Annotated in this window: 12 protein-coding genes; 7 read left to right on the top strand and 5 right to left on the bottom strand. The window is 55.2% G+C overall.

All coding sequences use genetic code 11. The features are described from left to right. Window positions 1–603, top strand: coding sequence for a hypothetical protein (locus tag K6123_RS11345; protein WP_221797754.1), 603 nt, complete (start codon window positions 1–3; stop codon window positions 601–603). A gap of 85 nt (window positions 604–688) precedes the next feature. Here K6123_RS11345 and K6123_RS11340 read toward each other — a convergent pair whose 3' ends face one another. Continuing rightward, window positions 689–2,242, bottom strand: a complete 1,554-nt coding sequence (locus K6123_RS11340; RefSeq protein WP_221797751.1) for an ATP-binding protein — start codon at window positions 2,240–2,242, stop codon at window positions 689–691. Between the two features lie 338 nt (window positions 2,243–2,580). Here K6123_RS11340 and tkt point away from each other — a divergent pair, with 338 nt between their 5' ends. The 4 genes from tkt to K6123_RS11320 all read left to right on the top strand — a co-directional run bounded on the left by tkt (window position 2,581) and on the right by K6123_RS11320 (window position 9,072). Further along, window positions 2,581–4,581, top strand: coding sequence for a transketolase (tkt, locus tag K6123_RS11335; protein ID WP_221797749.1), 2,001 nt, complete (start codon window positions 2,581–2,583; stop codon window positions 4,579–4,581). A 326-nt stretch (window positions 4,582–4,907) separates the two neighbouring features. After that, window positions 4,908–7,013: a TonB-dependent receptor gene (locus tag K6123_RS11330; RefSeq protein WP_221797747.1), complete on the top strand. Its 2,106-nt coding sequence runs from the start codon at window positions 4,908–4,910 to the stop codon at window positions 7,011–7,013. 11 nt (window positions 7,014–7,024) lie between these two features. Continuing rightward, complete coding sequence (locus K6123_RS11325) at window positions 7,025–8,293, top strand: PepSY-associated TM helix domain-containing protein (RefSeq protein WP_221797745.1); 1,269 nt, start codon at window positions 7,025–7,027, stop codon at window positions 8,291–8,293. A gap of 362 nt (window positions 8,294–8,655) precedes the next feature. Then, window positions 8,656–9,072 (top strand): hypothetical protein, encoded by a 417-nt coding sequence (locus K6123_RS11320; RefSeq protein WP_221797743.1) that lies wholly within the window; start codon window positions 8,656–8,658, stop codon window positions 9,070–9,072. A gap of 94 nt (window positions 9,073–9,166) precedes the next feature. On the opposite strand, the gene K6123_RS11315 is transcribed toward K6123_RS11320, so the two are convergent. After that, a complete protein-coding gene (locus K6123_RS11315; protein ID WP_221797741.1) occupies window positions 9,167–9,715 on the bottom strand; it encodes a PaaI family thioesterase in 549 nt (182 codons plus the stop codon). Window positions 9,716–9,999: 284 nt separating this feature from the next. On the opposite strand from K6123_RS11315, the gene K6123_RS11310 reads away from it, so the two are divergent. After that, entirely contained in the window at window positions 10,000–11,265 is a 1,266-nt protein-coding gene (locus K6123_RS11310; protein ID WP_221797740.1) for a DnaT-like ssDNA-binding domain-containing protein, read from the top strand. Beyond that, window positions 11,177–11,842 (top strand): replication protein P, encoded by a 666-nt coding sequence (locus K6123_RS11305; protein WP_221797738.1) that lies wholly within the window; start codon window positions 11,177–11,179, stop codon window positions 11,840–11,842. Before K6123_RS11310 ends, K6123_RS11305 begins: the two co-directional genes overlap by 89 nt. Window positions 11,843–11,910: 68 nt before the next feature. On the opposite strand, the gene K6123_RS11300 is transcribed toward K6123_RS11305, so the two are convergent. The 3 genes from K6123_RS11300 to hypE all read right to left on the bottom strand — a co-directional run bounded on the left by K6123_RS11300 (window position 11,911) and on the right by hypE (window position 14,805). After that, the gene (locus tag K6123_RS11300; protein WP_221797736.1) at window positions 11,911–12,921 is read right to left on the bottom strand and encodes a FecR family protein; all 1,011 of its coding nucleotides are present in this window, start codon (window positions 12,919–12,921) and stop codon (window positions 11,911–11,913) included. An 86-nt stretch (window positions 12,922–13,007) separates the two neighbouring features. Continuing rightward, window positions 13,008–13,556, bottom strand: a complete 549-nt coding sequence (locus K6123_RS11295; protein WP_221797735.1) for an RNA polymerase sigma factor — start codon at window positions 13,554–13,556, stop codon at window positions 13,008–13,010. Window positions 13,557–13,761: 205 nt separating this feature from the next. Continuing rightward, window positions 13,762–14,805, bottom strand: coding sequence for a hydrogenase expression/formation protein HypE (hypE, locus tag K6123_RS11290; RefSeq protein WP_221797732.1), 1,044 nt, complete (start codon window positions 14,803–14,805; stop codon window positions 13,762–13,764). Window positions 14,806–14,834: the final 29 nt, after the last annotated feature.

The raw sequence follows: 14,834 nt of genomic DNA, 5'->3' as shown, positions 1-14,834 counted from the left end.
ATGCATCGCTTGCTTATTATTGCCCTGAGCGCTGTTACGACCACCGCCTGTTCTGGCCAAACGGGCGACTCTCAAACAGAGAACCAACACTTTTGTATCCCCGACCATCGCGAGGTACGCATCGACTTAAGTTATTCATCTGATCCGAATTTCGACTCGGATGACGGTGCTGAGCAATCACTTCAGGCAGAATTTTCAGCCGAAGAAATAGCCGCCGCAATCAATGGCTACAAATCAACGGTAATCGTTCGTGATAGCCAGCTATATCAGGGGATTTACCTGATGCTGGATAAAAGACCCCAAAAACGGGAAGTGCCACAGCCGCAACCAGACGATTTACAGCCATTGGCGAGCGGACTTTATACCGCAGATAAGTCCACCTTTTTATGGCGTGCATACAAGCCAGATGCGGAAGGTGATTTCCAATATTGGGGAGACTGTTTCGACTATATTGCATCGACATCCGGTTACTCTTGCCATCGAATGTTTTACTTCGACGACTGGGAAGTCACGTTTGAGATCGATCATCAAAATATTCCCGTGTCAGACCAGGTCGATGACTTTATCCGGCAGCAACTGACCAGCTGGCGTTGTAAAAAATAGCTGTAATAAAATAGCGGCCCTGAAACGACTCTTTTAGCTCGTTCAGTCTATTGATCATTCTGCCATCCAGGCCCGGAAGCAACCGCTAGCCACCCAATTTGAGCTGCAGCTGTTGCTCCAGCTCATCAAGATCAAAATCCAGTGCCAGCTGGCAAATCCGCTCAACGTCGTGGCGATCGGCTTCTGGCACACTGGCTCGCAACAGCTCCAGCGCCAGCTCTTCAACCCGTACCAGATCCCGCGACAGCCAATCGCGCATTTCACCAAGGTATTGTCGCAGCCGCACCGAGTTCAACTCCAGCGGGGTTGTACTGCGCTGGTTAGCCGGGCTTTGATGCACCAGAAATTCCCGTAATACCGCCCCCAGCCGCTGACTGTTGATCGGTTTTGCCAGGTGTTCATCCATGCCGTTGTGCATACTTTGCAAGCGGTCTTCATCACTGGCATGGGCGGTCATGGCGATGATCGGTAACTGCATCAGATGCGGATGCAACTGACGGATTCGACCAGCGGTTTCAAAGCCATCCAGCTCCGGCATTTGCAAATCCATCAGAATCACATCGGCCAGCATCGGGTTGTTCTGCAACAACTGTAACGCCTGCTGACCACCATTGGCAGCGATCACCGTCAGCCCCAGCTTTTCAAGCATATGACGGGCAATCAGCTGGTTAACCTCGTTGTCGTCGACCAACAATACCCGATAGCCTTTGAGGGACACTTCCATGCGGGGCGATGATTCGTTATCTGCCAGCGGTGCTTCATTCAATGGCAGGCTGACATTAAAACAGCTGCCCCGGCCCGGTTCGCTGTCGAGTGCAATGCTGCCGCCCATCAGTTCAACCAGTTCACGGGTGATGGTCAGTCCCAGACCGGTGCCACCAAAGCGACGACCAATGCTGTTGTCCGCCTGGCCAAAAGCCTCAAAAATCTGCTCACTTTGCTGCTCCGATATACCGATGCCGGTATCCCGCACCTGCAGGATAAATTTCTGCTCGGCAGCCGGTAGCAGGTTGAGATAAACCCCACCCTGCGAAGTGAACTTGATGGCGTTGGAGATCAGGTTGGTGACAATCTGGCGGGTGCGTAACGGGTCAAGCAACAAATGCTCCGGCACCATGGGATCGCGGTGGAATTGCAGTTGCAGCTGTTTTTCCCGTGCCAGCACCTGCAAGGATGCCAGCACATCCTCCAGCAGGGCTGGCAAATCAACCGCTATCGGCTCCAGCTGCATTTTGCCAGCTTCGATTTTGCTGAAATCGAGGATGTCGTTGATGATGCCCAACAAGTGCCAACCGGAACTTTCGGCGGTTTTCAGCAGCTCGCGCTGGCGGCTGTTAAGCTGGGTTTCCAGCAGCATGGTGATGATGCCAAGCACGCCATTCATCGGAGTGCGGATTTCATGGCTCATATGAGCCAGAAAACCGGCTTTGGTTTGCACGGCGATCAGCGCCTGATCACGCGCTTCAGACAATTCCCGGGTCCGTTCACGCACTTTTTCTTCCAGGCTGACGGTTAGCTGGCGCAGATCTTCACTGCGGTCGTACAGCTCGCGGCTCTTTTCGGCCAGGATGCTTTCAGCTTTCAGCCGGGCAGCCTTTTCACGCTCATAGCGCCGTTGTAGCAGCTCGATTTCTGTCACAGTCGCTCCAGCCTTGGTCGAACCCAGCCCTTCACAGCCAGCCGTTTCAGCCCGATTTGATTGATCAATTCAAGCAGTATAGAAGAGCGCGGACGCAGTGAAATGACGGCAAAGTCAAAGGCATCAGGAATGAACCATTGTCGCGCATGGAAAACTACAAGACGCATGAAATACAGGTAGCGTCAAAGCCAGCCCTTTTGGGCATTGCCCTGCCCGGTCGTCTGAGCGACAATGCGCAGCCTTTCAGGCAGTGCCACGACCCGGAAAATCCGTCGGCGCACTACCCACCTGCTAATCTTTAAGCCGTTGCTGAACAAAACGATATCCTGGAGTCACAAATGACCTCTCGTACCGAACTGGCGAATGCTATCCGCGCCCTGAGCATGGACGCAGTCCAGAAAGCCAAATCCGGCCACCCAGGCGCCCCAATGGGCATGGCGGACATCGCCGAGGTGCTATGGAATGACTTCCTGAAGCACAATCCGACCAACCCGGAATGGGCTGACCGCGACCGCTTTATCCTCTCCAACGGCCACGGCTCCATGCTGATTTATTCACTGCTGCACCTGAGCGGTTACGAGCTGTCCATCGACGATCTGAAAAACTTCCGTCAGCTGCACAGCAAGACTCCGGGTCACCCTGAATACGGTTACGCGCCAGGCGTTGAAACCACCACTGGCCCGCTCGGCCAGGGTATCGCCAACGGCGTTGGCATGGCCACGGCAGAAAAGATTCTGGCAGCCCAGTTCAACCGTGACGGTCACGACATCGTTGATCACTACACCTACGTATTCATGGGCGACGGCTGCATGATGGAGGGTGTTTCTCACGAAGCCTGTTCCCTGGCCGGTACCCTGGGACTGGGCAAACTGATCGCCTTCTACGATGACAACGGTATTTCCATCGACGGCGAAGTCGAAGGCTGGTTCACCGACGACACCGCTGGCCGTTTTGAATCCTACGGCTGGCAGGTCATCCGTCACGTTAATGGTCATGACTCGGAAGAGATCAAGATGGCGATCGAAACGGCCCGCGCCAACAGCGACCAGCCAACCCTGATCTGCTGCAAGACCATCATTGGTTTTGGTTCACCGAACAAGCAAGGCAAGGAAGACTGTCACGGCGCCCCGCTGGGTGACGATGAAATCAAACTGACCCGCGTCCAGCTGGGTTGGGAGCATGGTCCATTCGAAATCCCGGTCAACGTTTACGAAGGCTGGAGCGCCAAAGACAAAGGCGCTGCTGCCGAACAGAGCTGGAACGACAAGTTCGCTGCTTACGCCGCAGCCTACCCTGAGCTGGCGGCTGAATTCGAACGTCGCATGAGCGGCGAACTGCCTGCCGACTTCAGCGAAAAAGCCGCTGCCTACATTGCTGAATGTCAGGCCAAGGGCGAAACCATTGCGTCCCGCAAGGCATCCCAGAACACTCTTAATGCATTCGGCCCACTGCTGCCAGAATTCCTTGGTGGTTCTGCCGACCTCGCGGGTTCCAACCTGACCCTGTGGTCTGGTGCCCAGGGCGTCAGCGCTGACGACGCTTCCGGTAACTACCTGTTCTACGGCGTACGTGAATTCGGCATGAGCGCCATGATGAATGGTATCGCCCTGCACAAGGGTTTTGTTCCTTACGGCGCGACCTTCCTGATGTTCATGGAATACGCCCGTAACGCTGTTCGTATGGCGTCACTGATGAAGCAACGCTCCATCTTTGTTTACACCCACGACTCCATCGGTCTGGGCGAAGATGGCCCGACTCACCAGCCGGTTGAACAGGTCGCTTCACTGCGCAATACACCCAACCTGGAAACCTGGCGTCCATGTGACACCGTGGAATCTGCGGTGGCGTGGAAATCTGCCGTTGAACGCGCCAACGGCCCGTCTGCGCTGATTTTCTCCCGTCAGAACCTGCCTCACCAGGCGCGTAACGACGAGCAGGTTGCCAACGTCGCCAAGGGGGCTTACATCCTGAAAGATGCTGTTAACCCACAAACAGGCACTCCAGACGCCATCATCATCGCCACCGGTTCCGAAGTGGGCCTGGCGATGGACGCAGCAGCAGCCATCACCGACAAGCAGGTGCGTGTGGTTTCCATGCCCTGTGCGGAAGTGTTCTGCAAGCAGGACGCGGCCTACATCGAATCGGTACTGCCAGCTTCCGTGACTGCCCGTGTTGCAGTTGAAGCCCTGCACAAAGACTACTGGTACAAGTTCGTTGGTCTGCAAGGCAAGATTGTGGGTATGGAAACCTTCGGTGAGTCAGCACCCGCTGCCGAACTGTTCAAGGAATTCGGCTTCACCGTTGAAAACGTGGTTGCTGCGGTTAACAGCATCGTCTGAGGCAGTTAGCCCAGGCGCTCATAAACAACCGCAACACAAAAGCACAATAACAAAGCCCGCAATCGCGGGCTTTGTTATATCTGGGGTATGAAAAACGCCATCGCTACCGGCCTCTAATCCCCCAATCAGTGTTTATACAGACAAGACGTCTGCGCTCCTGGCGACTCCCAGACCCCAGACCCCAGACCCCAGACCCCAGACCCCAGACCCCAGACCCCAGACCCCAGCTCAAAACCCGACACTTATTGACGCAGCAACAATTTCTTTACGAAATAAATAATAATCAATATCATTCGAAAACAATAAACTTTACGGATGATAACCAAATGCGTTTAATGCTTCTGTTTGTCGCGATAGTGGCCAGTAGTTATGTCAGTGCCAACCCGGACAACGATGTTGAAGAAGTCATTGTTACCGGCAGTCGGTCGGTTGAACAGATTCGCGAAGTACCGGCGTCTGTTTCCATCATCGACAGGGAAGTCATGCAGCAGCAGCTGAAAACCAGCCCAGAGTTACAGAAGATGCTGTCGTTCAGCGTGCCAGGCCTTGGACCCAGCACCGGCAGTACCAGCAACAGCGGTTTATCGTTGCGTGGCCGTAAGGCACTGGTGCTGATTGATGGCGTACCACAATCGACACCGCTGCGTGATGGCTCGCTGGGCGTACGGACGATTGATGCCAGCGCACTGGAACGCATTGAAGTCGTCAAGGGTGCCAGCTCGGTCTACGGCAGCGGTGCTTCCGGCGGTGTGATCAACTACATCACCCGCATGCCGGATGCCGACTCTGAATTCAGCGGCGACGTCGGTTTCAGCAGCCGCTTTTCCATGGTTGAGTTTGAAGACAGCCTTGGCAATCGTTTTGACGGCACCATAACCGGCACCATCGACCGTTTCAGCTATGTCGTGAACGCAGTTTACGATGCCCGCGGCCAGCAAAAAGATGCTGATGGCGATACCCAGGGCCTGGTCTATGGCCTGTCAGACGTCGACACCACCAACCTGTTCAGCAAGTTCGGTTATGCCATCGACAGCGACAAGTCGCTGCAGCTGACCTACAACCTGTACGACTCACAGCAGTCTACCGATCTGGTCGATGTTAACGGCGTTCCGAACACAGGTGAAAAAACCTACGCCACTGAAAACTCAGGTAGTGACCGGCCCGGCGAGCCTCAGGGCCCAAAGAACAACTACAACCTGATGCTGAAATACGAAGACGCCAACCTGCTGGATAACACCAGCCTGACCGCCGACGCCTATCAGCAGAAAATTGAAAACGTCTTTTTCTTCTCCAGCAATCTGGCTAACCCGGATGAAGGCTATGATGGTGGCCAGTCGATCATCCGTTCGGAGAAGCAGGGTCTGAGACTGAGCCTGCGCTCCGACTTCGGTGGAGATCTGGTGGACTCCAGCCTGCTGTATGGCGTTGACTGGCTCAACGACATCACTTCACAGCCACTGGTCGACGGCCGTATGTGGGTACCGGAAATGGACATGACAGCCCGCGCGGCCTACCTGCAAGGCAAGTGGACTGTTAATCAGGACTGGGTATTCAAGGCTGGAGCCCGTCGCGAAACCACCGATATTGTGGTTGATGACTACAGCACGCTGAAGCTCTGCCGTTCTGCTACCCAGTGCTCGACCCCGGTCGACGTCAAGGGCGGTACGCTGAAATACGCTGCCACCACCTATAACCTGGGTATGCGTTACATCGCCATCGATGCCTTCAACCCCTTCATTTCCTACTCGGAAGGTCTCGAAATTCCTGACCTCGGCCGCTTGTTGCGTACCGCCACAGTGACTGATATGGCCGACATCCGTACCGAGCCGTCCAAGGTAAAACACTACGAAGTCGGTTTCAGCAGCAGCCTTGGCCTTCTGGATCTCGAGTTCTCAGCCTACAAGAGTACCTCTGAACTCGGCACAGGCACCGAATACAACGCCGACACCGGCATATTTATGCCGACCCGCGAACCGCAGGAAATGCGTGGCTGGGAAGTCGCTGCCGATCTTTACGTCAACGAATCGCTCAGTGTTCTGGCTACCTACAGCCATCTGGAAGGTGAAAACCCGGATACTGGTGAACCACTGGACGGCCGTCAGGTATACCCGGACAAGTTCACCCTGTTTACCAAATGGCAACCAACGCTGAATAGCAGCATTAACCTCAGCTACATGCACATCGCTGACCGCAAGGAATTCGAGCCCAACGACAGCGGGACTTACAGTACCCAGCAAGGCCCAGTCAGCAGCTATCAACTGGTGGATATCAGTGCCAGCTGGCAGCTGGATGAGTGGGAAATCTACGGCGGTATCGAAAACCTGCTGAACGAGGACTATTTCCCGACCAATGCCCAGGCAACCTCAATTGCCAGCTATTACTCCAAGGGCCTCGGTCGTACCGGTACCCTGGGGGTTAAATACAACTTCTGAGCAGACAGGTAATGCAACCATTACTGAGCCGCCATACCCTGGTGGTTGTTCACCGCTGGGCCGGACTTTGTCTGGCCCCGTTTGTATTGCTGACGGCGCTGACTGGCGCCGTGCTGGCGTTCTATCATGAGCTTGATCATGCACTGAACCCGCAGCTGATGACGGTAACCCCGGCAGCCCAACAACTAACGGCTGTTGAACAGCTGGCCATTGCCCGAGACTACGCCAATCATCATGGCGGCAGTATCACCCGACTGCCACTCGACAGCACGCCAGGCCAGAGCACGCTGTTTTACGTCAAAGGCACGGATCAGTTCGACCAGCTGTTTGTTGACCCCTATTCCGGCCAGATTCTCGGCCAGCGCACCCATGGCAAACTCAGCGAAAGCTGGCGTAACCTGCCGGGTTTTATCTATTTGCTGCACCGCAAACTGGCCATTGCCGGAACCACTGGAGCCACCATCCTCGGCATCGTTGCGCTGGTATGGACAATCGACTGCTTCGCTGCGCTCTGGATCGCGGCGCCACCGAGGTCAAAACGACCGGGCAGAAAACCATTGTGGCAACGCTGGCAACGGGCTCTGACGATCAGAAACAGCGGCAAAAAACTCAGCTACCGATTCGACTGGCATCGGGCTGGCGGCTTGTGGATCTGGCTGTTGTTATTGATGTTTGCCTGGTCCAGCGTGGGTTTGAATCTGAAGCCCGTTTATGAGGCCGTGATGGTGCCGCTGTTCGGCTACCAGAACCCCAATCACCACTTGCCAGCCAGTGACCACCAACGGGACAGCAGCCTGGATCTCGACTTCGCTGCGGCACTGACACAAGCTCGTCTGCTGGTCGCCGCCGTTGAGCAGGACTATCAGGTCGATATCCGGGCCGAAGGCACACTGGATTACAATCGCAATCGCGGGACCTATCGCTATCGGGTCAACTCCGACCGTGATCTTGCCGACGATCAGAGCAAGACCCAGATTTTCTTTGACAGTCGCAGCGGCGAACGCCTGCTGGTGACATTCCCGAGCGGCCAATATGCCGGCAACACCATCACCCGCTGGATTTATGCCCTGCATATGGGCCAGGTGTTTGGTATCGCCTGGCAGCTGGTTTTACTGCTAAGTGGCCTGCTTACCAGTTGGCTGGTCTATACCGGGGTTTATCTGTGGTGGCAAAGACGCCAAAACCGAAAACTGAACAAACTTTCACCAAAACAGAAGACTGCTCAAAAAACAATCAAAAAAGACAAACCCGACAGTTACTCTTCAAATTCAGTCTTATGATCGATTTCACAGAAGCTCAAACCGATTAGCATTTTCACGACTGATCCTGATAAAAAACAAATTTGGAACAATAATTTGTACTTACAATTTATTACGGAACAAGCAGATAGAAAAATACGAACAATCAATGTATTTTTCACACCAAAGTCCAGCACAGTGAACAATTGATACACGAACTCACTGATTGTCCATTTGAGAACAAATTTCGTTACAGAGTTCTTTATTTTGACACTTGCGTGAGTCAGCATTGGTCGGCCCTTCCAAATGACATCTTGATCAACAAGCGACTGGCAGGGCACTGGTGCAGAAAACAAGAATGACTGGCTGGACTTATGAATGGTGTTTACCAACAGGAGTGGTTCATGAGCAAAGAAGTAACCCGGCAAGCCGTGGAGCAGCATACTTTCAGATTTGATCAATTCAGTATCCGTGGGGCCATTCATCACCACACAGACCTGACGATCAAACGCGGTGGCCAATGGTCAATTGAAAGTCGGGTCAGTACTGTAGTGTCGTCGTTCAAACCGCGCATTTCCCTGTATGTCGAATTTTTCCTGCGTGATACCGAACTGGTGGTGCCGGTCGGGAACGTACCGGATGAATGGAAACCCAAATGCCTGTGGCAACAGACCTTTGGCATGGCGCAGGAAAAAATTGTCAAGGCATCTGGCAGCAGCGACTACATTCGCGAACGCTTCGAGGAACTGAGTCAGCATGCGGAAGGCAAGCTGAAGATGCGCATCCAGAAAAAACCCGGATTACTGGCCAGGTTCTTCTGAACCTGGGCAGAACACGTCCCCAACCTGCGACACCAAGCCCGGAAGGCTGAGATTTATTCCGGCACTTTTATCCCTCGTTTATTCCACAGCAGCCTTATTCAGGCATGCCAGCAGGTTGTTCTGAAAACATCGCCGTCAGGCGCTGCAGATCTTCTTCAGGCACCAGCTTCAGCGCGGCAAAATCCGCTGGCAGGAAAGGTGCAAAATCCCCCTCAGCCGTTGCCACCAATTGTTGCTGCTGGTTGTAGAGACTGGCACTGATGATTAACTTGCGACGTTTCTCATCGAGACTTTGCAGGCTGGCTATGGCAGTCAGTTGGTCTCCTACCATCACAGGCTTGCGGAAACGGACCTGGATATCACGGGTCAGTGGGAACTGATGCAGAAAATAAATGCAGGCCCAGGCCATGGTTTCGTCCAGCACGGTCGTTGTTACACCACCATGGGCGATATTGCTCCAGCCACGTACATGTTCAGGTACCACCAGCCGGGCGCGAATACGCTTGCCATCGGTCGCAAAATGCATATGCAGTCCCTGCGGATTATCCGGGCCACAGGCAAAACAATGGGGATCGATATTTTGCAGCGGCAACCATTCGCCGTTTAATTCGTGGTTCTGTTTATCGCTTGATTCAGTTGTCATACAGGTCTCCAGAGCAATCCCTTGCGACTATAACGGCTGGCTGCCAGCCGACCTATCGCTGCAGTGAGGGTAATAACCGAACGGGCAGATCCGTCAGCTGAACAATCCTCCTGGCCCGCTACGCCTAATTTGTAACAAGTCGGTACAGGCACTGCAGTGCATCGGCTAAAACCGCTACAATAACCAGCTGACGATTTTTTGCTGGCAGCTGCTCGCCAGACTCTGTTCGTCACCGACGCATTGCCAACTACCCATTGCCAACTACTGATGGCCCAGATTTCCGTATGAGCAATCACCCGCTGTTTTCAGACATCACCCTGCCGCTGTCAGTCACCCTGGCTGCCACCATTGGCCTGGAAGATGCCGTACTGCTGACTGTGTTTAATCAGGCCGCCATGATGCAGCCTGACAGCAGTCGCAATGGCATTCGTCTGAGTCGTGAAACCGTACGCCAGCAGCTGCCATTCTGGGACGACGTCAGCATTCGTCGCACTCTCGCGAGCCTGATAGACAAGGGACTGTTGCAGTTACACAGCCCCATGTACCCGGAATCCGTCACTCTGGTGGTCAGTTTTGCAGGCACTGAGCCTGCCAGCCTGGCTGCGCCATCGGCAGCCATCGCCGAACGTCCGGCGGCCCACCAACAATGGCAACCGCAGTCAGCTTCGCCACGCGGCACCAGCAGCCCGGCAGCAGCGAGCCAGACAGCAGCGAGCCAGACAGCCACGGCATCAGTCCCTGCCCGTCATCAGCCGCTGGGACAAGACTGGCAACCCAGCCAGGACACCCTTATCCGCTTGCAGCAGCATGGCATTCCGCAGAGTTTTGTATGGGCCCAGCGCGACACCTTTTTATTGCAGGGACAGGAGCAGGGAGCCAACCGTAACGACTGGAATACCCGCTTTTTCCGCCATGTAAAAACCCAGTGGGTTTATGCCCAGAACGATGCCCAGCGCAGCCAGAAGCAGCAGGATAAACAGCTCGACCAGTGGCGCGATGGCAGTGCCTTTCAGGTCGCGCAGGAAGAAGCAGGTCCGATTCCGGCCAACTGGCGTCCCAGCGAGGATGCCCTCCAGATTCTGCAGCGCTCCGGCGTTGACGATCAGTACATCAACGATGCCATCCCCGAGTTTGTGCTCTACTGGCAGGAACGTGGCGATGTAATGAAAACCTGGAACAGCAAGTTTATTCAGCACATTCGGATGCAGTGGGCGCGTTACAGCGCCTCGATGGAGCACTCCAACGTACCACTGCCGATTGAACGCAACTGGCAGCCTTCACAGGATTGCTACGACATTCTGGCGATGTCACACATCGACTCGCAATTTGCCCGTGAACGGGTTGCCGAATTTGTGCTCTACTGGCGCGAGTCCGGCCAGGTCCACAACAGCTGGAACAGCCGTTTCCTGCAATACATCAAACAGCAGTGGGGCAAGCGTTTGGCCCAACCAGGAGCCGTCAATGGAACCGCAAGCGACACATCAGCTACTGAACCGGGTTACTCAACAGCTGAAGCCAGCGTCCGCCGACTCAACGACACCAGCTGGTGACAACACAGCCAGCAAGCAGCCCAGTGTTGAACAGAAAGAAGCCATCAACCAGATTTTTGAGCTGTTTCGCTTCAACTATCACAACCAGTTTCTGAAGGCCTTTCCAGACCACGATACCCTGATCATGGCCAAGCGGCTGTGGTCGCGGCTGCTGGTTGATTACCGCGGCGATGTGATCATGCGGGCGGCTGAAAAGGCCGTGAAGGAAAGCGGCTGGCTGCCGAATGTGCACGAGGTGGTGGCACGTTGTGACATCGCCGACGTACTGGGCTTGCCCGATCCCCACCGCGCCTATATGGAAGCCTGCCGGGCACCGTCGCCCAAACAGGAATATCGCTGGAGCCACCCGGCGGTGTATTACGCCGGCCGTGCCAGTGACTGGTTTTTCCTCGCCAACAACATCGAGGAAGTGGCTTACCCGGTGTTCAAACGTAACTATGAAATTCTGCTGCGTCGTTTGCAGAATGGTGAAGATATTCAGATGGAGATAGCTCCGGCTTTGCCAGAGCAAATCGAACGGCCGTTACCGCGAGAGCAGCAGCAACAGCGATTACAGCAGCTGAAGTCGCTGCTGTAATTTATGATCAGCCCCGGTCAGGTCAGGACATGTCCTGCCCCTGCGCCCGGATTACCCGGCACCGAGCTTTACTGCGGTGCCGCCAGGCGAATTTCCGACGCCGTAACACTCAGCTGCAGACCAAATAAATCCCCCACCAGCGCCAGCGTACCTTCGACGTCATCCGGACTGTAACGACCGGAAAACACCAGGCCATCATCCAGCCCGTCGGCCGTGATCGTTTTATCTGTATAACTACGTAAATGGCTGATCAAATCCGTCAGTGGTTCCTTGTTGACCTGGCGCCAGCCAGTGCGCCAGTTACCGGCATCAGCCTCGTTAAAGCGCTGGATCTCGCTGCCCTGCAAACGTAAACCATCACCAGCAAACAACCGATATTTGACGCCGCGGGCGCTGACTTCCACCACTCCGTGTTCAACTGTAACCACCAGCCCATCGCCGGACCGATCAACATTGAAAGCCGTGCCCAGTACCCGTACCTGACCAATACCGGTATCCACCACAAACGGCCGTTCGACGTCGCGGGCGACCGAAAAAAAGGCTTCTCCCTGTGGCAGATTCACCAACCGTTGCTGGTCAGACAAGGCGACCGACAGCTGACTGGCAGCGTTCAGAACCACCTGCGAACCATCGTCCAGTTTGAGCTGTTGGCGCTCACCGGTCGCCGTCGCGAACTGCTGCAGCTTCACGGCAGGCTCAGTAGCCACGCCTTGCCACCACAGCAGCGGCAACATCACCACGAATACCAGCAGCGCCATCACGGCGGCCGGCTTAAACGCCCAGGCTGCGGGGTTAAACCAGTTACGCCAGCCGGATACCGCAGCTTGAGCAGCTACGGTGCGCTCCTCCTCATCCCGCTGGGCGGCCATTTCTGGCTCACCAAGGGTCATTGCGGCGTCAGCCAACAGCGGCTCTTCGGCAACAAAATAACGGGCGATATAAGCGGCTGCCGCACGATGCTGTTCATCGGCTTGTAACCATTGGTGATAGGCCTTCAGCTCATGGGTATCCAGCTCATCCAGCCGGTCATACCAGTCGCTGGCCTGCTCCAGCAGCTCGTCTGAAATCATCGCTTGCATGATGGTTTGAGATTGTCCTGTTACTACGGGGGAGGACGACAAAGATGCAGACTGATCTCTGGTCACGGAATCCCCTTGCTGTTTATTCATAGCCCACGCTCATGTCGTTCGACTGCCCGGGCAAGATCCACCATGGCCCTGGTGATGTGTTTTTTGACCGACTCATCGGCCAGCCCGAGTTCAGCAGCAATGGCCTCACGCGACTTGCCTTCCAGCCGCCGCATCAGAAACACCTGCCGCCGTAACGCCGGCATCTGCTGTAACACCTGACTGACGCAATCAAGCTTTTGGCGGGCCATATGCTCATCATCCAGCGCCATCGTTGCCGCTTCCGGTAATTCTGCCATCGCTTCCGGCTGCCGCTTGTCCTTGCGCCAGAAATCAAAAATCACCGAGCGAGCCACCTGCAAACCATAGGCAAGCGGACTCTGAACCTGTTGACGCGACGGGCTCTGTAAGGAACGCACCAGCGTATCCTGCAACAGGTCTTCCGCATCATGGGGATTATTCACCTGGCTGCGGATAAAGCGGCGCAGCTGAGGGATTTCCCGCGTCAGCTGTTGTTCATAACCGGGAGTTACCTCGGCAGTATTCTCTGCCATACCGGAGTCCGCAGGCTGGCTGAACAGTTTCATAGCCATTCCCAATTTCAAGACGAAGATTTCGCCATCAAAACACTGGAGAATGACACTTTGGTGAACGGCTGAAATAAAACCGGATGCTGCGCTCTGGGCGACGGGGCTTATACAGGATAAGACGCTCGGGAACCTTAAAAGGGGACAAATATTTTTGCGGTGGCGATTCGTTTTCCAGACTGGTCCGAATCGCCGCTGGCGAGCATCAGCAAATCCTCGGCAACTGCTCGCCGTTGAGCCAGTCGACCATCCGCCGACCACCAAAACGCGTCGTCATCTGGACAAACCGATTGCTGTCTTCGATCACCTCACCAATGATCGCTGCTTCCTGGCCAAATGGATGGGAGCGCATTACCTGCAGCAGCTTGTCGGCGTCTGCCGCTGCACAAATTGCGATCAGCTTGCCTTCGTTGGCAACGTACAGAGGGTCGAGCCCGAGGAATTCACAGGCCGATGCCACCACAGGCTTGACCGGGATGGCCGCTTCCTGCAAATGCATGCCAACGCCAGACTGATGCGCCAACTCATTCAGCGTGTTGGCCAGACCACCCCGGGTCGGGTCGCGTAAGCAACGAATCGAATCGACATGAGTCAGCATTTCCGCTACCAGCCCGTGCAACGACTGGGTATCCGACTGCAATTCTGACTCAAAGCCCAGGCTCTCCCGCAGCGACAGAATGGTCACACCGTGGTCCCCCATCGAGCCGGAAACCAGAATCCGGTCGCCCGGCCGGGCGTAACTGCCCGACAAATCCACCGGCGGCGGCACCGCACCAATACCGGTTGTGGTGATAAACACACCGTCGCCCTTGCCGCGCTCCACCACCTTGGTATCGCCGGTCACAATCGGCACTCGTGCCTCCAACGCTGCACGTGCCATCGACTGCACAATACGTTTGAGATCGGCCAGCGGAAAACCTTCTTCCAGCACAAACGCCGCCGACAAATACAGCGGTGCCGCACCATTCATGGCGACATCATTGATGGTGCCGTGAACACTCAGCGAACCAATGTCTCCGCCTGGGAAAAACAACGGCGACACCACATGGGCATCGGTTGCCATAACCAGCCGGGCACCATCCGGCGAGCACGGCAGGGTCAGCGGCAACACAGCACCATCGTTGCCCTGGTTCAGAAATTCGTTGTTGAACTCAACCGCAAACAATTCGGAAATAAGCTGCTGCATGGCCCGGCCACCGCTGCCGTGAATCATCTCTACCTTGCCGTTGTTCCAGTCGATACGTGCCATGGGTTATCTCGTTGTTTGTTTTCAGGTCG

Origin of the sequence: Oceanobacter mangrovi, from assembly GCF_019740315.1 — a bacterium.
Lineage (GTDB): Bacteria > Pseudomonadota > Gammaproteobacteria > Pseudomonadales > Oceanobacteraceae > Oceanobacter > Oceanobacter mangrovi.
The sequence above is the reverse complement of the archived record's forward strand: the minus strand, read 5'-3'. Positions and strand labels throughout refer to the sequence as shown.

Coding starts and splice junctions, on each gene's coding strand:
- K6123_RS11295 (WP_221797735.1), bottom strand. CDS start 13,556: ATGAAACTGTTCAGCCAGCCTGCGGACTCCGGTATGGCAGAGAATACT.
- K6123_RS11345 (WP_221797754.1), top strand. CDS start 1: ATGCATCGCTTGCTTATTATTGCCCTGAGCGCTGTTACGACCACCGCC.
- K6123_RS11315 (WP_221797741.1), bottom strand. CDS start 9,715: ATGACAACTGAATCAAGCGATAAACAGAACCACGAATTAAACGGCGAA.
- K6123_RS11300 (WP_221797736.1), bottom strand. CDS start 12,921: ATGCAAGCGATGATTTCAGACGAGCTGCTGGAGCAGGCCAGCGACTGG.
- K6123_RS11320 (WP_221797743.1), top strand. CDS start 8,656: ATGAGCAAAGAAGTAACCCGGCAAGCCGTGGAGCAGCATACTTTCAGA.
- K6123_RS11330 (WP_221797747.1), top strand. CDS start 4,908: ATGCGTTTAATGCTTCTGTTTGTCGCGATAGTGGCCAGTAGTTATGTC.
- K6123_RS11305 (WP_221797738.1), top strand. CDS start 11,177: ATGGAACCGCAAGCGACACATCAGCTACTGAACCGGGTTACTCAACAG.
- K6123_RS11325 (WP_221797745.1), top strand. CDS start 7,025: ATGCAACCATTACTGAGCCGCCATACCCTGGTGGTTGTTCACCGCTGG.
- hypE (WP_221797732.1), bottom strand. CDS start 14,805: ATGGCACGTATCGACTGGAACAACGGCAAGGTAGAGATGATTCACGGC.
- K6123_RS11310 (WP_221797740.1), top strand. CDS start 10,000: ATGAGCAATCACCCGCTGTTTTCAGACATCACCCTGCCGCTGTCAGTC.
- tkt (WP_221797749.1), top strand. CDS start 2,581: ATGACCTCTCGTACCGAACTGGCGAATGCTATCCGCGCCCTGAGCATG.